The 20,613-nt window shown below is 73.0% G+C and carries 19 protein-coding genes; 9 read left to right on the top strand and 10 right to left on the bottom strand.

Features of this window, described 5'->3' with window-relative positions:
• Positions 1–3 precede the first annotated feature (3 nt).
• The 7 genes from ACQP2F_RS11070 to ACQP2F_RS11040 all read left to right on the top strand — a co-directional run bounded on the left by ACQP2F_RS11070 (position 4) and on the right by ACQP2F_RS11040 (position 6,123).
• Complete coding sequence (locus ACQP2F_RS11070; RefSeq protein ID WP_433303097.1) at positions 4–1,074, top strand: maleylpyruvate isomerase family mycothiol-dependent enzyme; 1,071 nt, start codon at positions 4–6, stop codon at positions 1,072–1,074.
• Entirely contained in the window at positions 1,067–1,642 is a 576-nt protein-coding gene (locus tag ACQP2F_RS11065; RefSeq protein ID WP_433303095.1) for an RNA polymerase sigma factor, read from the top strand. Before ACQP2F_RS11070 ends, ACQP2F_RS11065 begins: the two co-directional genes overlap by 8 nt.
• 81 nt (positions 1,643–1,723) lie before the next feature.
• Positions 1,724–2,764 carry a hypothetical protein gene (locus ACQP2F_RS11060; protein ID WP_433303093.1) on the top strand — a complete coding sequence of 347 codons (1,041 nt, stop codon included), beginning with the start codon at positions 1,724–1,726 and terminating at the stop codon, positions 2,762–2,764.
• Entirely contained in the window at positions 2,761–3,297 is a 537-nt protein-coding gene (locus tag ACQP2F_RS11055; RefSeq protein ID WP_433303091.1) for a SigE family RNA polymerase sigma factor, read from the top strand. The genes ACQP2F_RS11060 and ACQP2F_RS11055 overlap by 4 nt, the downstream gene beginning before the upstream one ends.
• A complete protein-coding gene (locus tag ACQP2F_RS11050; RefSeq protein ID WP_433303089.1) occupies positions 3,294–4,319 on the top strand; it encodes an acyltransferase family protein in 1,026 nt (341 codons plus the stop codon). The genes ACQP2F_RS11055 and ACQP2F_RS11050 overlap by 4 nt, the downstream gene beginning before the upstream one ends.
• Before the next feature lie 121 nt (positions 4,320–4,440).
• Positions 4,441–5,331 carry a hypothetical protein gene (locus ACQP2F_RS11045; protein WP_433303087.1) on the top strand — a complete coding sequence of 297 codons (891 nt, stop codon included), beginning with the start codon at positions 4,441–4,443 and terminating at the stop codon, positions 5,329–5,331.
• 156 nt (positions 5,332–5,487) lie between these two features.
• Positions 5,488–6,123 (top strand): O-methyltransferase, encoded by a 636-nt coding sequence (locus ACQP2F_RS11040; protein WP_433303085.1) that lies wholly within the window; start codon positions 5,488–5,490, stop codon positions 6,121–6,123.
• A gap of 71 nt (positions 6,124–6,194) precedes the next feature.
• Here the strand turns inward: ACQP2F_RS11040 and ACQP2F_RS11035 are convergent, their stop codons facing one another.
• The 7 genes from ACQP2F_RS11035 to ACQP2F_RS11005 form a co-directional block, all read right to left on the bottom strand.
• Complete coding sequence (locus ACQP2F_RS11035) at positions 6,195–7,043, bottom strand: inositol monophosphatase family protein (protein WP_433303083.1); 849 nt, start codon at positions 7,041–7,043, stop codon at positions 6,195–6,197.
• Between the two features lie 4 nt (positions 7,044–7,047).
• The gene (locus ACQP2F_RS11030; protein ID WP_433303081.1) at positions 7,048–7,434 is read right to left on the bottom strand and encodes a YybH family protein; all 387 of its coding nucleotides are present in this window, start codon (positions 7,432–7,434) and stop codon (positions 7,048–7,050) included.
• Positions 7,431–8,819, bottom strand: a complete 1,389-nt coding sequence (locus tag ACQP2F_RS11025) for an MFS transporter (protein ID WP_433303079.1) — start codon at positions 8,817–8,819, stop codon at positions 7,431–7,433. The genes ACQP2F_RS11030 and ACQP2F_RS11025 overlap by 4 nt, the downstream gene beginning before the upstream one ends.
• Entirely contained in the window at positions 8,813–10,072 is a 1,260-nt protein-coding gene (locus ACQP2F_RS11020) for an aminotransferase class I/II-fold pyridoxal phosphate-dependent enzyme (RefSeq protein WP_433303077.1), read from the bottom strand. The genes ACQP2F_RS11025 and ACQP2F_RS11020 overlap by 7 nt, the downstream gene beginning before the upstream one ends.
• A gap of 32 nt (positions 10,073–10,104) precedes the next feature.
• Entirely contained in the window at positions 10,105–13,155 is a 3,051-nt protein-coding gene (locus ACQP2F_RS11015; RefSeq protein ID WP_433303075.1) for a putative bifunctional diguanylate cyclase/phosphodiesterase, read from the bottom strand.
• 201 nt (positions 13,156–13,356) lie between these two features.
• Positions 13,357–13,749, bottom strand: a complete 393-nt coding sequence (locus ACQP2F_RS11010) for a TIGR03668 family PPOX class F420-dependent oxidoreductase (RefSeq protein WP_433303073.1) — start codon at positions 13,747–13,749, stop codon at positions 13,357–13,359.
• Entirely contained in the window at positions 13,746–14,576 is an 831-nt protein-coding gene (locus ACQP2F_RS11005) for an LLM class F420-dependent oxidoreductase (protein WP_433303071.1), read from the bottom strand. Before ACQP2F_RS11005 ends, ACQP2F_RS11010 begins: the two co-directional genes overlap by 4 nt.
• Positions 14,577–14,611: 35 nt before the next feature.
• On the opposite strand from ACQP2F_RS11005, the gene ACQP2F_RS11000 reads away from it, so the two are divergent.
• Positions 14,612–15,451 carry an alpha/beta fold hydrolase gene (locus tag ACQP2F_RS11000; protein WP_433303069.1) on the top strand — a complete coding sequence of 280 codons (840 nt, stop codon included), beginning with the start codon at positions 14,612–14,614 and terminating at the stop codon, positions 15,449–15,451.
• Between the two features lie 18 nt (positions 15,452–15,469).
• Here the strand turns inward: ACQP2F_RS11000 and ACQP2F_RS10995 are convergent, their stop codons facing one another.
• Both ACQP2F_RS10995 and ACQP2F_RS10990 read right to left on the bottom strand, forming a co-directional pair.
• Entirely contained in the window at positions 15,470–15,961 is a 492-nt protein-coding gene (locus ACQP2F_RS10995) for a hypothetical protein (protein WP_433303067.1), read from the bottom strand.
• Between the two features lie 106 nt (positions 15,962–16,067).
• A complete protein-coding gene (locus tag ACQP2F_RS10990; protein ID WP_433303066.1) occupies positions 16,068–16,829 on the bottom strand; it encodes an STAS domain-containing protein in 762 nt (253 codons plus the stop codon).
• Between the two features lie 233 nt (positions 16,830–17,062).
• Here ACQP2F_RS10990 and ACQP2F_RS10985 point away from each other — a divergent pair, with 233 nt between their 5' ends.
• On the top strand, positions 17,063–19,669 hold the full coding sequence (locus ACQP2F_RS10985; RefSeq protein WP_433303064.1) for a PAS domain S-box protein: 2,607 nt from the start codon (positions 17,063–17,065) through the stop codon (positions 19,667–19,669).
• Here the strand turns inward: ACQP2F_RS10985 and ACQP2F_RS10980 are convergent.
• Positions 19,642–20,481, bottom strand: a complete 840-nt coding sequence (locus ACQP2F_RS10980; RefSeq protein WP_433303062.1) for a hypothetical protein — start codon at positions 20,479–20,481, stop codon at positions 19,642–19,644. The two genes, ACQP2F_RS10985 and ACQP2F_RS10980, sit on opposite strands and share 28 nt — an antisense overlap.
• Positions 20,482–20,613 lie beyond the last annotated feature (132 nt).

Raw genomic sequence — 20,613 nt, 5'->3', positions numbered from 1 at the left:
CGCATGCATCCGGACGATCTGGAGGCGTACGCCTTCGGTGATCTCCTCTCGCCCTCGGTGGCCACGCACGTCTCCGGGTGCGAGCGGTGCGCGGCGATCGTGCGGCGGGCGCGCAACGCCGCGGGCTGGCTCGCCGGCACCCACGCCGAGACGCCACCGCCCGGCCTGCGCTCCCGCGTTCTCGGCAAAGCCCTGAGTCAACGGCCTTCTTCCCCGTACGCGTCCCAGGCCGCCGCCCTGGCCGACCTGCTCGACTCCCTGCTGCCGTCGCAGTGGCAGGCCCGCACGGCCGGCGGGCGCACGGTCCGGGAGCTCATCCGGCACCTCGCCGGCAACGACGGCCTGGTCCTCGCCGACCTCGGCCTCGACGCCGCACCCTCCGCCGCCGCACCCCCCGGCCGCGGCGCCGCACCCCCCGCCGCCGCACCCCCCGGCCTCGCCGCCGCACCCTCCGCCGCCGCACCCCCGGGCCTCGGCGCCGCACCCCCCGCCGCCGCCTCCCCCGGCCTCGGCGTCGCACCCTCCTGGCGCGCGCAGTCCGACCGGCTGCTCGCGGTGACCGGCGACCTCGACCGTCCGGTGCGCCTGGCCGGCCGGGCGCCGATGCGGCGGCCGCTGCGCGAGGCGCTCACCCAGCGGGCGTTCGAGACCTGGATCCACCACGACGACATCCGGGCCGCGGTCGCCCTGCCGCCGGCGCCGCCCCCGCCCGCCCACCTGACCCGGATCCTCGAGTTCGGCCTCGCCCTGCTGCCCGGCGCGATCGACGCCACCGGGCGCGGCCGGCCCGGCTGCTCGGTGCGCCTCGCGCTGACCGGCCCCGGCGGCTTCGAACGCGTCGTGCCGCTCTCGGCCCGCGGTCCGGCCACCGGGCCGCCGGCCGCCTCGATGCCGCTGTCGGCCCACCGCCCGGCCACCGGGCCGCCGGCCGCCTCGGTGACGATGCCGGCCGAGCGGTTCGCCCGCCTGATGGCCGGCCGGGTCCCGGTCACGCCCGCGGTCGCCACCGTCCGCGGCGAACCGGGGGCCGCCCGGCTGCTGCTCACCGTCGCCGCGACGCTGGGATGTGAGTGACGTGCGGACCCAGGCCGACGACTCGCGGCTGCACGGCATGCTCACCGTCGCCGACGAGATCGCGCTGGCCGAGGCGTACGACCGGCACGCGCCGTCCGCGTACGCCCTCGCCCTGCGCATCACCGGCGACCAGGGCTCGGCCGAGGACGCCGTGCAGGAGGCGTTCGTCGAGCTGTGGCGGCACCCGGAGCGGTTCGACCCGCACAGCGGCTCGCTTCGGGCCTGGCTCTGCATGCTGACCCGCCGCCGCGCGATCGACCTGTTGCGCCGGCAGACGGTCCAGCGCACGCACCTCACCCGGCTCGCCGGCCAGGCCCCGGTCGAGGGCGGCGTCGAGGAGGACGTGGTCGGCGCCGCCCAGGCCAAGGCGGTGCGCGAATGCGTACGGGACCTGCCGGCCCTCTATCGCGACCCGATCGCCCTGGCCTACTACTACGGGTTGTCCTACCGCCAGGTCGCGGCCGAGCTCGGCGTTCCCGAGGGCACCGCCAAGTCGCGTCTGCGCTCGGGCCTGCGGCTGCTGGCCGAGCGCATGTCGGCGGCCGGCTACCCCGGATCGGCCTCGTAGCCTACGTTTTCCCGGATCCGTGGAACCCTTTGCCGCACCGATGTCTTTCGGAAGGGGGACGGGAGCCGACGGGAGGACACGGTGACACAGCGGATCAGGGAGTTGCTCGACGGCGCCGTGGCCGACCTCGAGCCCGGCGTCAGCGACCCGGTCGCGGCCGTGGTCCGGCGCGGCCGGGCGGCGCGCCGGCGGTCGGTGCTGGCCGCGGCGCTGGTGGTCGCGCTGCTCGGGGGCGGCCTGGCGGCCGGCCGGCAGCTGGTCACCACCGCTCGCGAGCCGGCGCCGGCCGGCCCGGCCGAGCTCGGCCGCCCGCCGGTGCCGCGGGTGGTCGGCCGCACCGTGGTGGCGGGCGCGATGCGGCTGCCGATCCCGGACGGGTGGACGGCGGTCGAGAACGACCCGTCCCGCCCGTGCGGCGACCTGCACAGGACGATCCTGCTGGTGGTCACCGGCAATCGGGGCTGCCAGAACGCGTCGGTCGAGGTCTACGGCTCGGAGCGCACCTATCCCGGCGGGACGCTCGTCGGCGACGACCTGCTGGACGAGGACCACCGGATCGTGACCCCGCCGGTGGCGATGACGCTGCGCGGCGGCGAGCCGGCCTGGATGTCGGAGAGCCTCGAGGCCGCGGACCTGGCGCCGGACCGGTACCCCGAGTTCGCCTTCTGGAACGTGGTCACGCTGCCCTGGTCGATGGTGATGCTCCAGCTGCGCGACGACGGGCCGGCCGAGCGGAAGATCCTCGACTCGATCGTCACCACGCCGACCGAGGCCGGCGTCCTGGCCCTGCCCGACTCGGCCCGATCGGTCTCGCTGACCACGCCGGACGCCAAGGGACGCAACCTGCCGGCCGGGGCGGCGCGGACGAAGGACCAGCGGACGGTCGCGGCGGTCATCGCGCTGCTGCGCGCGCAGTCGGACGTGGTGGACGACTCGGCGGCGTGCGCGGACCCGGGCCGGCCGCGGGCGGCGGTGTCGCTCGAATCGGCGACCCCGACCATGGTGGTGATCACGCTGGGCGGCGGGTGCCAGGAGGCGGTTTCCTCGGCCGGCGGGCGCGTACGCCTGAGCGACGCGACCCTGGCCCAGCTGAAGACGCTGCTCGGGATCGGGGCGCGGTGACCGCGGCGGGATTCGCCGGCTTCGTGACGGCCCGCTATCCGGCCCTCGTGCGCTACGGCACGCTGCTGACCGGCGACCGCGGCAAGGGCGAGGACCTCACCCAGGAGGCGCTGGTCAAGACGTACCGGGCGTGGCGGCGGCTGCACGAGCAGGGCGACCCCGAGGCGTACACCCGGCAGGTCATGGCCCGCGCGGCGTGGCGGGCCGGCCGGCGGATGTGGCGACGGGAGATTCCGGCGGAGGCGCTGCCCGACCGGGCCGCGGCCGGCGACGCGTACGACCGGCACGACACCGCCCAGATCGTGCTCGCCGCCCTGCGCGAGTTGCCCGCCGCCCAGCGTGTGGTCCTGGTGCTGCGTTATTGGGCCGGCCTCTCCGAGCAGGAGATCGCCGCTCAGCTCGGCTGCTCGGCCGGCACCGTTAAGAGCCGGGCGAGCCGGGCCATCGCGGCGCTGCGCCGCGCCGACGGACCGCTCGCCGACGCGTTCGCGCTGACCGGGAGCGCGGTGTCCGAGACCGGGCCGATGTCATGACCGCGGCGGCCGCCGCACCGCGGGCGGCCGCCCCCGCACCCACCACCCGCATCGCCGGCCTCGACGGCCTGCGTGGCCTCGCCGCGCTCTACGTCGTGGCGCATCACTGCTGGCTGTTGTGCTTCCCGGGCTATCCGCGGAACACCGGCCCGGCGTGGACGGGCTGGCTGCTGCACGGGCGCCTCGCGGTCGTCTTCTTCATCACGCTCTCCGGCTTCTCGCTCGCCGTCTCCCCCGCCCGGGACGGCTGGCGCGGCTACTTCCGGCGGCGGGCCCGGCGGATCCTGCCGCCGTACTGGGCGGCGCTGGCGCTGAGCCTGGTGGTGGCGTCGCTGGTCGTCCCGCTGCCGCTGGCCCATCCGCCGACGGGCCGCTCGGTGGTCGTGTACGGCCTGCTGCTGCAGGACTTCGTGGCCGCGCCCGCCCCGAACGGCGCGTTCTGGTCGATCGCGGTCGAGGCCGGGCTGTACGTGGCGTTCCCGCTGCTGGTGCTTCTCCGGCGGCGGTGCGGCGTGGCGGCCCTGATCGTGGTGGCCGTTCTGCCGGTGACGGTGCTCGGGGCGTACCGGCAAATGCCTTTCACCGCCCAGCTCGCGCCGCTGTTCGCGATGGGGATCGCCGCCGCCGGCCTGCGGGTCAACCGGTCGATCGCCGTTGTCGCCGCGCTCCCGCCGCTCGCGCTCATCACGGTTCGCGGTCCGGAGTGGACGGTGGAGCACTATTTCTGGGTCGATCTGGCGGTCGGCCCTGCCATCGCCCTGTTCCTGGCGTCGCTCGCGGCCGGACGCCCACCTCGCCTGCTGGTCAGCCGGACGGCCCGCCGCCTCGGCGACTGCTCGTACAGCCTCTATCTCATCCACATGCCGGTCATGGCGCTGATCAGCCGCCGCCTGGTCGCGCCGCACGTCGCACCCGGCGTGTCGGCATTCGCCCTCACCGTCGCGGTCGCGATCCCGGCGTCGGTCGCGGCGGCCACGGTGTTCGCCAGGATCTTCGAGCGACGCCGCCCGGTGGCGGCATGACGATGTCGGATTTGGGCAGTTGGTGGCCATACTGCGCAGGAGGCAACCTGTCTCTTGACTACTAGTCATGCCGTAGAGGAAGCTGGTCTCCGCGTTGTAGGTGGGCGCGGAGGGAGGAACCATGACCGGCAGCTTGTCGGCCGATGTCGCGTCTGCGCGGCCGGCGCCGACACGTGACTTCGACGGCCTGTACAAGGCGCTGTTGGAGGCCCATCCTCGTGAGGCGTTGCACCTGCTGTGCGGTGCACGACTCGACGGGCTCGCGGTGGTCCTCGACGGGCCGACCGAGCAGCCACGACAACGCAGCCGCCAGCGCGACAAGGTGTTCTTGGTCCAGCGTGACGACGGGATACCCGCCGACATCTATCACGTCGAGGTCCAGGTCCAGCGGACCGAGGACTTCCAGGAGCGGATGGTGGCGTACTGGGCGGCCCTGGCACTCAAGTATCGCCGGGCAGAGCATCGAATCCATCAGGTCGTGCTCTGGCCACTGGGCGGAGGGTTCCCGGGCCGTTTCCGACGCGATCAGGCGCGGCTCGACTACCGGTCGGTCAACGTGCCCGACGACCTGGATCCCGGGACGCTGCTGGCCAGCCCGCTGGCGCCGCTCGCATTGTGGTCCCAGAAACCACCACCCGACCTTGCCGAACGAGTCGCCGATCGCATCGCCGCAACCGGCGCGCTCGAGGAACAGCTGGTCCAGATCGAGCTGGGTATGCTCGTGGGAGGTTCCCTGGCTGCCCAGGTTCTCGACGCACTGCGAAGGAGAGGCATGAACGACGTTCTCGAGCAAACGGAGTCGGGCCGCGAGATCGCGCGCAAGAACCGGGAGCAAGGCCTCGAGCAAGGCCTCGAGCAAGGCCGGGTCGACGGGATGCGGGCGCTGCTACGCGCGACGTACGGCGAGCTTGCCGACCTTGACGACCTCGCCCGGCGACTGGCCGACCGCGACCACGACGGAAACATCGCACGCATCGTCGCCGGTGCCACCTTGGCGGAGTTGCGTTCCTGAGCATGCGAGTCTCGCGACCAGCCGCCGGCTCGTCGCGCCGCGCATGGCCGCGGGTCTGCCCACGTTCGCGCTGACCGTGGCCGTCGCGATCCCGGCGTCGATCGGCGCGGCCGCGGTGTTCGCCAGAATCTTCGAGCGACGCCCTACTGTGGCGGCATGACGACACTCACCGATGCGCCGCTGCGCGATGTTCTCGCCCGTCTGCACGCCGCTGCCGAGGGCGACGACGCGCTCGACATCGGACCGCTGCCGCCGTCCGCCACCGACCAGGAGCGCGCCGACGCCCTGGCGCCGGTCTACATGCCGATCTCCGCCGAGGGCGGCCGGCTGCTCTACAGCCTGGTCCGCGCGGCGCGGCCGGAGGTGGTGGTGGAGTTCGGCACGTCACACGGCATCTCGGCGCTCTACCTGGCGGCGGCGCTGCGCGACAACGGGTCCGGCCGGGTGATCACCACCGAGCTGAGTGCGGCCAAAGTGGACGCGGCCCGGGCGAACTTCGCCGAGGCCGGGGTGGCCGACCTGATCGAGGTACGTCCGGGCGACGCGCGCGAAACCCTGCGCGACGTGGGCGGTCCGGTGGGGTTGGTGCTGCTGGACGGGTGGAAAGGGCTGTATCTGCCGGTGTTGCGGTTGCTGGAGCCGGCGCTGGGCTCCGGTGCGCTGGTGATCGGGGATGACGCGAGCTTTGACAGCGTGAAGCCGTACCTGGATTACGTGCGGGATCCGGCCAACGGGTATGTGACGGTGGACTTTCCGGTTGAGGACGGGATGGCTATCAGCTGCCGGGTTTGAGGTGGACGCTGCGAGGGCGGGCTACTCCTCCCCCACCCCGTTCACTGGGTGGGGTGGACTATACGGCCGACCTACGACAACTTTTGCGCGTCATCCACAGGTGGTTGCGCGGCTTTCTCGCGAGTGAGCATCGCCAGCAGGGCGGCGTGCGCCTCCTCGTCGGCGGCGGCCAGCACGCCGTCGCCGGAATGCAGCGGCGAACCGTCGAGTGCGGTCACTACGCAGCCGGCCGCCTCGCACACGGCCAGTCCGGCCGCGAAATGCACGCTGTCGCGTAAGTCGCCGCCGGTCACGTAGGCGGCCCGACGGCCGGTCGCTACCCAGGTCAGCGCCAGCGTCGTGGAGAGCACGCGGGGCCGGAACCGGCCGGCGAACGACGGTGCGGCGAGCAGGGCAAGCGCCTGATCGATCGGATAGGGCGGGTCGAGGTTGACGTCGACAAGCCCGGTGGCGGCCGACGGGATGAGCGGAAGGTCGGCGGGCGTCGGCGGCGGCGGCGTGAGGGAGGGGCCGGCGCCGGCGGGACGGACGAAAGCGCCGTCGCCGGCGGTCCAGAAGATCTCGCCGGTGAACGGGTCGGCTACGGCGGCCGTGGTGGTGCGGCCGCCGTCTCGCAACGCCACGTTGACGGCCACCGCCATCGTGCCGGCGGCGAAGTTGAGCGTGCCGCACAGGGGGTCGACCAGCCAGCGGCGGGGACCCGAGCCGGAGGCGCCGCTCTCCTCGCCCACTATCGCGTCGGCGGGGCGGGCCTCGTGGAGCACGGCCAGGATCGCTCTTTCGGCGTCCAGGTCGGCGGCGGTGGCGAAGTCGCCGGCGCCCTTGTCGTGACGGGTCAGCGGGGCGCCGAACGCGGCCCGGACCACGGCGGCCCCGGCCGCGGCCGCGGCGATGGCCAGTTCTCGATCAGGTGGGTGCACCCCGTCAGTCAACCGTGGGCTCGCCACCCTGGCAGTGCCGCCACCGCCAGCGCTCGCCGGCCACCTCCACCAAACCGGAGACCCGGTAGGGGAACGAGTCGGTCTCGCCGGCGTCGGTTCGCACGTGGCCGTCGGCCTCGGCGAAGACGTACGCCCGGTCGCCGAACCGGTGCACCACCGTGCCGGTGACGGTCCAGGCGTACGCCTCGTCGCGCAGGAAGACCTTGCCCAGCAATGCCGCCAGGGCATCCCGGCCGGTCGCCTTCTCGTCGCGCTCCGAGCCGGCGTAACCGATGTCGTCGCCGGGCACGAAGCAGGCCAGGGCGGCGCCGAGGTCGCGCGCCGCGAACGCGTCGCTGAGGTCGCGGACCGCGTCGATCGGTTCGCTCATACCGTCACCCGCTCCTCGAGCTGCCCATGCGAAACCGGAAGTGCAACTGGAACCGAAGCCGGAACCTGAGGGGCGCGCCGGGCCAGAACGAACCGCTCGGCCAGCACGAACCGCGCCTGCCGGTCGGCCGCGTGCCGGGCCTCGTAGTACGCGTCCTTCTCCGGCTTGCGCATCCCGGGCAGGAACAGGAACCCGAACGTCACGGCCGCGCCGAGCAGCCCGGCCCCGAGCAGGGTCTCCCGCACGCCGATCCAGCCGGCCACGGGCGCCGCCAGCGCGTACGACAGAGGCAGCAGCGCCGTAGAGACGAACCAGTCCACACTCGACACCCGGCCGAGCATGCCGTCGGGAACGAAGCGCTGCTTGGCCGTGGCCCAGGCGATCGTGCCGGCCGCCTCGAGCCCGTTCACCACCACGCACGCCAGGGCCAGCTGCCACGCATGGGTGGCGGCCCCGTACCCGGCCACCGCCAGGGTGGCGACGGCCCAGGTCCCGTACATGTAGCTGATGAACTTTCGCGGGATGCCGATCCAGCCGACCGTCAGCGCCGCCACGATCGCGCCGAGTCCGCCCGAGGTGAGCACCAGGCTCAGAGCGGTGGCGCTGCCGTGCAGCTCGGTCTTGACCATGTAGGGCAGCAAAACCTCGGTCGGGCCGATGAACAGCAGATACGTGAACGTCGCCGAGAGGAACGTGCCCCACAGCCAGATGTGCCGCCGGACGTACCCGATACCCGCGCGCATCTCCTGCCACAGCGACTCCGGCATGCCGGACTCGTCGGGAGAGGACGACACCGAGCGCATCGCGAGCAGGCAGACCACCGAGACCAGGAAGGTGAACGCGTCGAAGGCGAAGGCCCACGGCGCCCCGACCAGCGCGATCACCGCGCCGCCCAGCATCGGCCCGAAGATCTGCAGGCAGGCCGGCCGGACGAACTGGTCGAGCGCGTTGGCCGTGACCAGCTCGTCCTCCGGCACCACCTGCGGCACCAGCGCGTCGAACGACGGCCCGAAGAAGCCGGCCGCCGCGCCGTACACCACGATCAGCCCGAGCAGCATCCAGAGCGACGTCATCGCCCCGGTCAGCGCGAGCGCCGCCACGCCGGCCATGACCAGTCCCCGGATCAGATCCGAGACCAGCATGACCCGGCGCGGGTCGAAGCGATCGCTGATCACCCCGCCCATCAGCAGCGTGACGACCTGCGGGAGGGAGAGCGCGACGCCCACGGCGGACATCGCGCTCGGTACCCCGAACCGGTCGTACACGTACCAGGCGAGAGCGACCAGCAGCATCCCGTCGCCGATCAGCGAGGCGCTCATGCCCGTCCACAGCAGCCGGAACTGTTTGTGGCGCAGGGGCGCCAGCGGACCGGCGACGGTCAGCACGTGCGGAGCTTGCCGGCGTTGTGGAGCTCGGTGATGACGGCGTTGAGCTCGTCGATCTCCTCGTCCGTGTTGGCCGCGGTGACCTGGGCGCGGAAGCCGACCTGGTCGCGCGGGACCAGCGGGTACGCGGCCAGCGTCACGTAGATGCCGCGGTCCCACAGCAGCTTGCCGACGGCGTCGATGTCCTCGCCCGGGGCCAGCGGCAGCTCGATCACCGGGGTGTTGCCGGTGTTCGGGGTGAAGACGCCGAGGCCGCGGACGTGGTCGAGCACCTTCATGCTCTTGCGGTACAGGTCGGCACGGATGTCGTCGCCGCGCTTGTCGTTGAGCTCCATGCCGGCCATGACCGTGGCGAGCGAGGCGGTCGGCGCCGGGCCCGAGTACAGGTACGGCGGGGCCGAGACCTTGAGGTGGTTCTTGACCCAGGTCGGCAGGGCGAGGAAGGCGAGCAGCGACGAGTACGACTTGGAGAAGCCGCCCACGAGCACGATGTTGTCGTAGGTCTCGCCGCAGTACTTGACGATCGCGTTGCCCTTGACGCCGTACGGGGACTTCTCGTTGGCGGCCCGCTCGCCGATGACGCCGAAGCCGTGCGCGTCGTCGACGTAGAGCAGGGCGCCGTACTCGCGGGCGACGGCGGCGAACGCCTTGATGTCGGGCGCGTTGCCGGTCATCGAGTTGACGCCGTCCATGGCCACGATCTTCTGCACGCCGGCCGGGGCCGCCTTGAGCAGCTCGCGCAGGTGCTCGTGGTCGTTGGCACGGAAGCGCTGCACGGTGGCGCCGAGACCCTTGGCGTACATGCTGCCGTCGTAGATGGTCTTGTGGGCCTGCGAGTCGAGGAAGACGTAGCCGTCCTTGCCGGCCAGGATCGGCAGCACCGACATGTGGATGTGGGTGATGGTCGGGAAGACCAGGGTGTCGGGCGCGTCGAGCAGGGCGGTGAGCTTCTCCTCGATCTGCGGGTAGATCGCCGGGTTGCCGAGCAGGCGGGACCAGCTCGGGTGGGTGCCCCAGCGGGCCACCTCGGGGGCGATGGCGTCCATGATCTCGGGCTCGAGGTCGAAGCCGAGGTAGTTGCAGGAGGCGAAGTCGGCCAGCCAGTGGTCGCCGACCCGGATCCGGCGACCCTTGATCTCCTCGATCGTGGCGTCGTACATCGGGTTGCCGGCTCGCAGTCGCTCGAGGTCCGCCCAGCGGCCTTCGCGCTGCACGAACTCGAGGCCGTCACCGGAGATGGGAGCGAGGGACATGTGGTTCCTTCCGAAGGGTGGGACTTGCGGATCTAGCGGGTTGCGGTGGTGGTCAGCCAGTCGCCGATCTCATCGGCAGTTACCGGCTTGGAGAAGAGATATCCCTGGCCAAAAGGACAGCCCATGGTGATGAGCGCCTGGCGGTGCCCGTCGAGCTCGATGCCCTCGGCCACGACCGCGAGGTCGAGCGTGCGGGCGAGGCTGACGATGGTCTCGACCAGCGCCATCTGCTGGGTGCTGTGCAGAATGTCGTCGATGAAGGACTTGTCGATCTTCAGGACGTCGACCGGCATCTGGCTCAGGTAGCTGAGCGACGAGTAGCCGGTGCCGAAGTCGTCGATGGCGATCCGGACACCCATGGCGCGCAGCTCACGCAGGTCGGCCCAGACCTGGTCGGCGTCGTGCAGCACGAGGCTCTCGGTGATCTCCAGGAGCAGCCACTCCGGCCGCGAGCTGGTCTCCACGAGCACCGAGCGCACCTGGTCGACGAACCCGGGCGTACGGAACTGGCGGGCCGAGACGTTCACCGACACGTACCGCAGCAGGTTGCCCTCGGGCCGGCGCCGCCAGGCGGCGAAGTGCTCGAGCGCCTCCCGCAGCACCCACCCGCCGATCGCGACCACCGAGCCGTTCTCCTCGGAGAGCTCGATGAACTCGTTCGGGCCGAGCAGGCCACGGGCCGGGTGCTGCCAGCGCACCAGGGCCTCCATGCCGATGACCATGCCGGTGGGCAGGTCGACGATCGGCTGGAAGCGCAGCCGCATCTGGTCGCCGGGCACCGCCTCGATCAGCGCCGTGCGCATCTCGAGCCGGCGCATCATCGCCTCGTGCAGCTCGTCCTGGTAGCCGCGCCAGGTGCTCTTGCCGTCGGTCTTGGCCACGTACATGGCCACGTCGGCGCGGCGCAGCAGCTCGGTGATGCCGCCGGCGTCGGCACTGGTCGCGACGCCCACGCTGGCGGCGCCGCTGACCAGGTGCAGGCCACCGTTGCCGTCGGAGACCTCGATCGGCACGGCCAGCGCCGCCACGATGCGGGCCGCGATGCCCTCGATCTCCTCGACCTCGGACACGTGCTCGACCAGTACGGCGAACTCGTCGCCGCCGGTGCGGGCGGCCGTGTTCAGCGGGCCGGCCACCTCGGTGATCCGCCGGCCGACCGCGACCAGCAGCTGGTCGCCGGCCGCGTGCCCGAGCGAGTCGTTGACCTCCTTGAAGTCGTCGAGGTCGACGAAGAGGACGCCCACGGTGCCGCGGGTGCTCTCGGCGGCCACGGCCGCCTGCTCGAGCCGGTTCTGGAACAGCGCCCGGTTGGCGAGCCCGGTCAGGGTGTCGTGGAACGCCTGGTGGGCCAGGTCGCTCTCGAGCCGCCGGCGCTCGGTGACGTCGCGGATGGTGACCACGAGGCCGCCCACGGCCGGGTCGTGGCGCAGGTCCCGGCAGGTGCACTCGACCTGCAGCAGCAGGTCGTCACCGGAGATCGCGGTGAGGTCGACGCCGTCGCGCGGGCCGCGGCCGTGCCGCACCTCGTCGAGCAGCAGGCGCAGGTCGTCGTGGTCGGTGCCGGCGATGAGCCGGGACAGCCGGGTGCCGACCAGGTCGGTGCGGCCGAAGACGGGCAGGGCGGACGGGCTCGCGTACCGGATCACCTCGTCGTCGCCGACGATGAGGATCACGTCGGAGGCGCTCTGGATCAGTGCGCGGAAGTAGTCCTCGCTGCTGCGCCGGTTGATCTCCTGGGTCAGGGTGATCCGCTCGACGGCCATCGTGCCCTGCGCCATCAGCGCGTCGAACGACGACTGGAGCGCGGTCAGCACGGCGTCGTCGGCGGCCAGGTAGGCGTAGTTGCGATGCGGCCGGCCGCCGCTCACCGAGCCGGAGACGGCCTCGGCGAACAGCGCCGACTCGAAGCCGCCGAGCTGGGCCGCGATCTCGGCCGGCAGGTCGGCCACCTGCACCCAGCCGGTGCCCATCAGGCCGGTCGGCACGCCGTGCTCGGCGTCCTCGCGGGTGTAGAAGAACCGGTGCGGCTCACCATCGGGCACGATCGCCGCGACGGCCTGGCTCAGCGCCTCCCCGGCCTCGGCCTCGCTGCTGGCCGCGACCAGGTCGGCCGCCGACATGCGCAGGGTGCGCTCGCGAGCGGTGTTGTCCCGCTGGGCCTGCAGCAGACCGGCCACCCGGGCCATGACCAGCAGGAACATCGTGCCGGAGGCGGTCGAGATCATGATGGCGTCCTCGACGCCGCCGGTGAGGTCCTCGATGACCAGCGTGGCCGGGGCGATCAGCGAGGCGACGGCCATGGCCACGATCCGCCGGCCGCCGGCGACGGCGTGCTTGGTCACCGGCCCGCCCGAGGTCATCCGGCGCATCGACGGGTGCAGGGCGGCCAGCGCGGTGGCGGTGTAGAAGAAGATCCAGCCGGAGTCGGTGGGCCCGCCCACGTGCCAGGTGCCGTCGAGCTGGCGGAGGCCGTAGATGACGTCGGTGACCAGCAGGCCGGTGACGCCGCACAGCAGCGTGGTCAGCGCGAGCGGCTTGCGGCCGCCCGCGGTGATCAGGCGCAGCAGCATGGCCAGCGCGAGCACGTCGCCGAGCGGGTAGCCGACCGAGGTCAGCTTCTCGAAGAACCCCATGCTCTCGTCCCGCACGTACGGCGAGATCAGGAAGACGTACGAGAGCAGGCCGAGCCCGGCCGTCGGCACCAGCGCGTCGAGCAGCGCCGCCCGGTTGTCCTGCCCCGACCGGGCCCGGATGAAGATCATCAGGGCGCTCGCCAGCATCGGGTAGACCAGCAGGTAGAACGCGTCGGCGACGGAGGGGAAGGGGTTGGCCTGCCCGAGGAAGTCGGTGAGCACGTTGTACGTGGTGTCGCCGAGCGTGAAGCTCACCAGCACCGCGGCCAGCAGGTACCAGGGCAGTGGCTTCGACGGGCGGTAGGTCCGGACGCCGACGACGACGGCGACCGCGGCCGAGAGGCCGATCGCCGCCCAGGAGTACATGCTGTAGGCCGGCAACGTGTAGAACACGACCGCGAGCACGACGACCAAGGCGGCGAAGCACGACTGCAGGCGCGTCGGCGACATCCGTGCTCCGATCCAAAGGTAGAGGGCTCTTGCTGAGGCCTCCTGGATCGGCACCGCGGCCACGCCGTCTTACTCTCCGTGACTAAAGTCATCCGAACGGATGAGCCCCTTTGGGTCATCCGGCCGAGCGCGTGCCGCACCCACGCGACGTCCCGCCGGCGTCGCTCGAGCGTGGCGGCCGGGCCGGGCCGGGCCGCTGACTCAGGCTGCGCGCCAGACCGACCATCGTTCGACGGTGATCTCCAGGAACGGGCCGGGCGGCGGCGTCTCGCGGTACTGCGGGTAGCGCTCGGTCAGCGCGCTCAGCCCGGCCGGCGACGTGTCGAGCACGCGGGCCACGCCGTCGGCCCGGACCCACCACAGCCGCGACCAGTCGTCCTCGTAGTGGTCGGCCAGCACGCTGACCCGCGGATCGGCGGCGATGTTGGCGAGCCGCCGCAGCTGCCGGGTGCGCTTGGGCTTGGCGTCGACCGCGGTGTGGATCACGTCCCCGGCGAGGGCGAAGACGATCGGGACCAGGTGCGGGCGGCCGTCCGGGGCGACCGTGGCGAGGCGGGCGACCCGGACGGTGCCGAACAGCTCGGCCGGCGTCACCGGCCGACCAGCTCGGCGATCGCCTTCTCCCACCTCTCCAGGGCCGGCTCGACCACGCTCCACGGGCCGGACGGCAGCCAGACCGAGGCCCGGTCGACGCCCGCCTTCTCGAGCTGCTCCAGGGCCTTGGGGTCGGGCGGGACGCTCAGCACCTGGACCTGCAGGTAGCGGTCGGCCGCCGCCCGCAGCGCGCCGATCCGGGCCAGGACGTCGGGGTCGTGCCACTGCGGGAACCAGCCGTCCCCGTACTCGAGCACCCGCTTCTCGGCCGTCGGGCCGCCCCCGCCGACCAGGATCGGCGGCCACGGCTTCTGTGCCGGCTTGGGCCACGACCAGATCCGGTCGAAGTTCACGAACCGGCCGTGGAAGGTGGCCTCGTCGTGCGTCCAGATCTCGCGCATCGCCCGCACCCGCTCGCCGAGCAGGCTGAGCCGGGTGCGCGGGTCGGTGCCGTGGTTGGCCATCTCCTCCCGGTTCCACCCCGAGCCGATGCCGAACTCGAACCGGCCCCCGCTCAGGTGGTCGACGCTCGCCACCTCCTTGGCCGTGGTGATCGGGTCACGCTCGACGACCAGGCACACGCCGCTGCCGATGCGGAGCCGGCTGGTCGCCTCGGCGGCGGCGGTCAGGGCGACGAACAGGTCGTACGTGTGCCAGTACTTCTGTGGCAGCTGCTTGCCCCCGCCCCACGGCGTCTCGCGGCTCGCCGGGATGTGCGTGTGCTCGGCGAAGTAGAGCGCCGAGTGGCCGCGCTCCTCGACCCGCCGGGCGATCTCGCCGGGTCGCACGCCGTCGTGCGTAGGGAAATATCCGACACCGAAGTCCATGGGGTCGAGCTTGGCACGATCGATAGTCTTCGACCATGAAAAGGGCGGAGCTGGCGGCCGGGACCGTGGAGTACGACGACAGCGGCGGCGAGGGGCCGGTCCTGGTCTTCCTCACCGGCATCCTGGTCGGCGCGAGCCTGTGGCGCGAAGTGATCGCCGGCCTCGGGCCCGGTCACCGCTGCGTCGTGCTCGAGCTGCCGCTCGGCGCCCACCGCCTGCCCCTCGGGCCCGATGCCGACCTCAGCTCGATCGGCCTCGCCCGGCTGGTGGCCGAGTTCCTCGAGACGCTCGACCTGCGCGAGGTCACCCTGGTCGGCTGCGACTGGGGCGGCGCCCAGCTGGTGGCGGCCCACCGGCTCTCCGACCGGGTGACCCGCCTGGTGCTGCTGCCCCAGGAGTCCTTCGACAACTTCCCGCCGGGCCTGCCCGGTCGCGCCCTCTACCTGTCGTCCAAGATCCCGGGCGCGACGGCGGCGGCTTTACAGACCTTGCGCGTACGCCCGATGCGCCGCTCCCCGATGAACTTCGGCCTGATGTCGAAGCGCCCCATCCCGCACGACGTCCTCGACGCCTGGCTGGCCCCCGCGCTCGGCTCGTCCGAGATCCGCCGCGACCTGTTGCGATACCTGCGCACCACCCGCCGCGACGAGTACACCGAGGCCGCCCGCCGCCTCGCCGCCTTCACCGGCCCGGCGCTGGTCCTGTGGGCGCCGGAGTGCCGCATGATGGTCCCGGCGAACGGCGCCCGCCTGGCCGAGGCCCTGCCGCGGGGCCGCCTGATCCAGGTCGCCGGCAGCTACACGCTCATGCCGCACGACCAGCCCGAGGCCTGCGCCCGCGAGATCCGCGCCTTCGTCGCCGCGCCGCCGCTCTGACCCCGCGCCGCCCCGCCGCTACCCGGACGCGAAGAACCGGCGAGCGGGCCGGCTCGCCAGCAGCGCCACCGCCAGCACGGCCAGCACCGTCGCCGCCGCCGAGGCCGCCGCGGTCACGGTGGCCGAGAGCGCGATCCAGGCGATCAGGTCGTTCGCGTCGCCGTAAGCCACCACGCCGAACGAGGACTCGTAGGTCACACCCACGCCGAGCACGCCCGCCGCGAGCACGGCCACCGGCAGTGTCAGACCGGCCAGACTCAGCCGATACGCGATCCGGTTGCCCCGCCGCAGCCCGGCCGCGGCGGCCGCCAGTCCGGCCGCCCCGGCGAGCAGCACCCCGGCGCCCAGCGGATATCCGGGCCTTTCACCGGAGACGTCCGGATACCGCAGCGCGCCGATCACGCCCGTCGCCGCCATCACCACGAGCAGCGCCGCGACCGTGGCCTGCGCCCAGAAGGCGACCGCGACCGGCCGTGGGCGCCGGTCCGGGACGGATATGCCGGGAAACACCCGGGCATCCTAGGGAGGCGGTCGCGCCCACCGGAACCACTGAACGGCCGACCGCGGCGCGCCATCCGAGCGACACCGCCGAGCGCCGGCCAGGCGGCGCCGGCCGTCAGCGGACGACGGCCCAGACGACCTTGCCGTCGTGGGTGGGTGCGGCGCCCCAGACGAAGCTGCGCGTCGTGACGACCAGCAGGCGGGCGTCGACCGGGTGGCGCGGCGGCAGCGTCTGCTCGCGGTCGCGCAGCGCGAGGTAGAGGCTGGACTGCCGCCGGCAGATGGTGAACAGCATGGCGCTGCCCGCGTGCGCCATGGAGTCGCCGACCAGGTCGAGCGCCACGTCCCGGGCGTCGAGGGCGAGGGCCGGCATCGTCCACACGCGACACGCCAGGGCGACCACATCGCGTACGGTCGCAAGGGTGTCGGGATGCGCGGGAAGCCAGCGCAGCTGGAGCCGGTCGGTCAGGGGCAGGGCGCTCGCCACGGCGGCCCGCGCCTGATCCACGGTGCCGAACAGCGACAGGAAGCGGGTGCAGCCGAGCTGCCGTAACCGGGTGACGATCTGCCGGGTCGGCGGCGCGCACAGGGCCACCTGCGCGGGCGGCTGCAGCATGGTGGCGGCCTGGCTGGCGGCGATCCAGGTGGCCGCGCTGCTCGCGTCGCAGTCGTTCATCTCGTGGAGGTCGATGATGATCGCCGACGGATGCTCGGCCAGGCTCTTGCGCAGCACGTCGTAGACGTCGATCGCGGTGCGCCGGTCCCACCGGCCGCTGACGACCAGCTCGACCACCGAGTCGTCCCGATGGTGGGTCAGCGCGACGCTACCGGGGTGCTCGGCGTCGCCGGCGCGCCTGCCGGCATTGTTCGCCCTCACGGTGACCTCCGATGCGGCCGTCTCCAGCAGCCAGTGTCCGAACGATGGATGCCAGGGGTCAACGATCGGGTCGCTTCTGCCGGATTCATCACGCGAATGGGGGATCGCGAATGCATCCGCCATCCTGCATACAGATCCGCTACTACCCTAAAGCGGCAAAAACCGTTTCATACGGATATGTACGGGTACTCGCCGCGCCGTCGTTCAGTGGCCGGACGGAGGGGCGGGGGCCCATGCCAGTCGTGGATCAGGCGGTGCTGGCCGACGCGGGACGGCTGGCCGCGATGGATCGAGCCCGGCGGATCGCGCCGGCGCTGCCGATACCGCTCGACGGGATCGCCCGGCTCGCGGCCCGGATCGTGCGCACGCCGATGAGCGCCATCACCTTCGTGGGAATTCGGCACGAGTATTTCGCCGGCGCCAGCGACCTCCCGCCCCGGCTGGCGGCGGGCGGCCGGGCGCCGATGGCCTACTCGCTCTGCAAGTACGCGATCGGCCAGGACGCGCCGGTGTGGAGCGGGGACATGGCGGGCGACGACGCCGACCTGCGCGAGCATCCGATGCACGTGGAGTACGGCGTGCGGTCGTTCATCGCGGTGCCGGTGCGCGACGCCGCCGACCGTGCCGTCGGGGCGATCTCGGTGATGGACACCGTGCCCCGCCGGTGGCGCGACGAGGACATCACCGTCCTGCTCGAGATCGCGCAGCTGCTCGACCCGTTGCCGGTCCCGGAGGCGCGGCCGGTCCCGGCCGCGGTAACCGCCCTCGACCCGTCCGCGTTGATCGAGGGCGTGCAGGAGGCGTTTGTCGCGGTCGATCCGCAGGGCATCGTGGCCGGCTTCAACCGGGCGGCACAGGAGCTGCTGGGCTGGCCGGTGGCCGAGGTCGCGGGCCGGCACATCACCGAGACGATCCTGCCCGACTACGGCGTCCGGTCGATCGGGGAGGCGCTGGAGCGGCTGTTCACCCGGCCCGGCCTCCGCCGGATCCCGAGCACGATCGGCCTGCGCCATCGCGACGGCCACCGGGTGCCCACCCGGATCGTGCTCTCCGTCGTGCGTGGCGCGGCCGGATCCCTCGCCTGCGCCTTCATCACCGACCGTACGCGGGAGGCCGCGGCCGAGGGCGACGCCGAGAGGCAACGCCGCTTCCTCGCCGCCCTGCTCGAGAGCCTCGACGTCGGCGTCGTGGCCGCGGACGCGGACGGCCACGTCATCGTGATCAACCGGGCGCTGCGCCGGGTGCACGGCCTCGCCGACGCCTGGACCGGGGCCCAGGTGGAGCGGATCGCCGCCGAGTCCCTGCGCGATCGGGACGGCGCGCTCCTGTCGCGGCCGGAGACGCCGCTCGGGCGGGCCCTGAACGGCGAGCACGTGCGCGGGGCCGACCTGCTGATCCGCGCGGCCGACGGCCGCGAGCGGATCTTCCGGGCGCACGCGCAGCCGATCACCGCCGGCGACGGCCGGCGGCTGGGCGCGGTGGCGGCGCTGCACGACGTCACCGCGATGCGCCGGGCCGAGGGATTCCGGGCCCGGGAACAGGAGATCCGCCACATCCTCGGCACCGCGCCGACCGTCGCCGAGGCGGTCACGGCCGTACTGCGTACGGTCGCCGCCGCCCTCGACTGGCCGCACGCCGAGCTGTGGTTGGTCGACGCCGTCACCGACTCGCTGGAATGGGCCGGGTGCTGGAGCTCGCTCGCCGGGCGCCCGAACCTGCACGGCGGCCCGATCCGCAAGGGCGCCTGCCTCCTCGGCACCGCCTGGGCCACCGGCCAGCCGATCTGGGTGCCCGACGCGACGCGGCCGGTGGACGGGTCGCCCGAGGCGGCGGCCGGGGCGCGGGCCCGCGCCGAACTCGGCCTGCGGACCGCGCTCGCGGTCCCGGTGCGCGACGGGAGGACGCTGCTCGGCGTCCTGGTCGGCTTCGCCGCCGCCGAGGAGCGCAACCGGGACCTGCTGATCGTGCTGCTCGGCGGGGTGGCGGCTCAGCTCGGCCTGTTCATCGCCCTGCGCCGGGCCGCCAACCTGGCCGAGCAGCTGACCCGCACCCGCAACGACTTCCTGACCCTGGTCGGCCATCAGCTGCGCACGCCGCTGACGGTCATCACCGGGTACGCCGGCCTGCTCGCCGAGGAGATCACCGCTTCGGCCGCTTCGGCCGCTCCGGCCGCTTCGGCCGCTCCGGCGGCTTCGGCGGCTTCGGCCGCTCCGGCGGCTTCGGCCGGTGACGCGGCCGAGATGGCGCGGGCGATCGAGCGCAACGCCCGCGCCCTCGGCAGTGTGGTCGGCGACCTGCTCGAGATTGCCGGCCTGCAGAGCGGCCACATCCCGCTCACCATCGCCGAGATCGACCTGGCGACCGTGGTGGCGGAGGCGATCGCCGACGCGGAACCGGCCGCCGCCCGGTCCGGGGTCCGGCTGCACACCGAGAGCGTGCCGCGGCTGAGCCTGCGGGGCGACGGCGGCCGGTTGCGCAAGGCGGTCACCTGCCTGCTGGCCAACGCGATCGCCTACACACCAAGCGGCGGCGACGTGCACGTACGACTCGGGGGTGGTCCGGAGGTCGCCGAGCTGCGGGTCAGCGACACCGGCATCGGCATCCCCGACGGCGAGCACGACCGCCTCTTCGAGCGTTTCTACCGCGCCAGCAACGTCGCCCATCAGGGCTTTCCGGGCGAGGGGCTGGGTCTCGCGTACGTCCAGACGGTCGCCGCCCGGCACCACGGCAGCATCACCGTCGACACCACCCACCGCCCCGGCGCCAGCCTGCTGCTCCGCCTCCCGCGCCGGGGCCCGGACCGCCCGTGCGCCTACGGCAGTCCCAGCACCGAGTCGTAGTCCATCGTGCTCACCAGCCGCAGCGGCGCCGCCACCAGCAGAAGAACAACCAACACCCCGAGCGCGATCCGGTACGCCCGGAGCCCGCGCCACCACGGCAAGGCCCACACGAGAGCCCAGCCGACCACAAACGCCACCGCGTGCTGCCCGGCCATCCGGAGCACGACTTCCTCGCACCGGTTGTCGGCCGCCGCCGACCGGCACAGCGCCGGATAGCCGGTCTCGCTCGTCGCGACCAGGACCGCGACGGCCCCCGCCAGAAGCGGCCCGAGCACGAGCACCAACACCGGCGTCAGCACCCACGACAGAACGTCCGGCCGCCGATCGATCCCCGCGGCCGGCGCCTCCTCGGCCTCTTCGGGCTCCTCGGCTTCGTCGAGCTCGCTGAGCGTCTCGTCGCCAACATGCCGCACGCCACCACTGGTAGGCGCATGCGCAAACGCCGCCGCCGGCTCGGGTTCCGCCTCGGGTTCCGCCTCGGGCTCCGTCTCCGGCGCCGCGAGCGCGACGGTCTCCCGCTCAACCTCGACGCCGCCGTCTTCCTCGGCCGCCGGCTCCTCGACCGCCTTCTCTTCCGCTAGTTCCTCTTCCGCTCGTTCTTCGTCCTCGGCCGCCGTCCCCGCGGCCTCGCCCGCCGCCGTCCCCGCAGCTTCGCCCGCTTCGGCATCGGCCGCCGCCGTCTCTTCGTCCTCCGCGCTCTCGGCCGCCTTCTCGCCGCTCAGCGTGGGCGTCCCGCTCGGGCCGGGACCTTTCGCGGGCCCAGCCTCAGCATCGACCGACTTCTCCGGCTCCGCGATCTTGTCCTCGTCCACGAGCGAGGACCTTAGCCGCTCCTCACCCGCCCTCGCTGCCCCCGCGTTCCCGCCCTCGGACCGCCCGTGTCCACCGGTCGGTTGACAACCGCGATCCACGTCCCGGTCGTCCCGCCGACCCGGCCGCGGCCG

Origin of the sequence: Actinoplanes sp. CA-030573 (assembly GCF_050951115.1) — a bacterium.
GTDB lineage: Bacteria > Actinomycetota > Actinomycetes > Mycobacteriales > Micromonosporaceae > Actinoplanes.
Note: the sequence above shows the minus strand (reverse complement) of the source record. Positions and strands in the feature narration are given on the sequence as shown.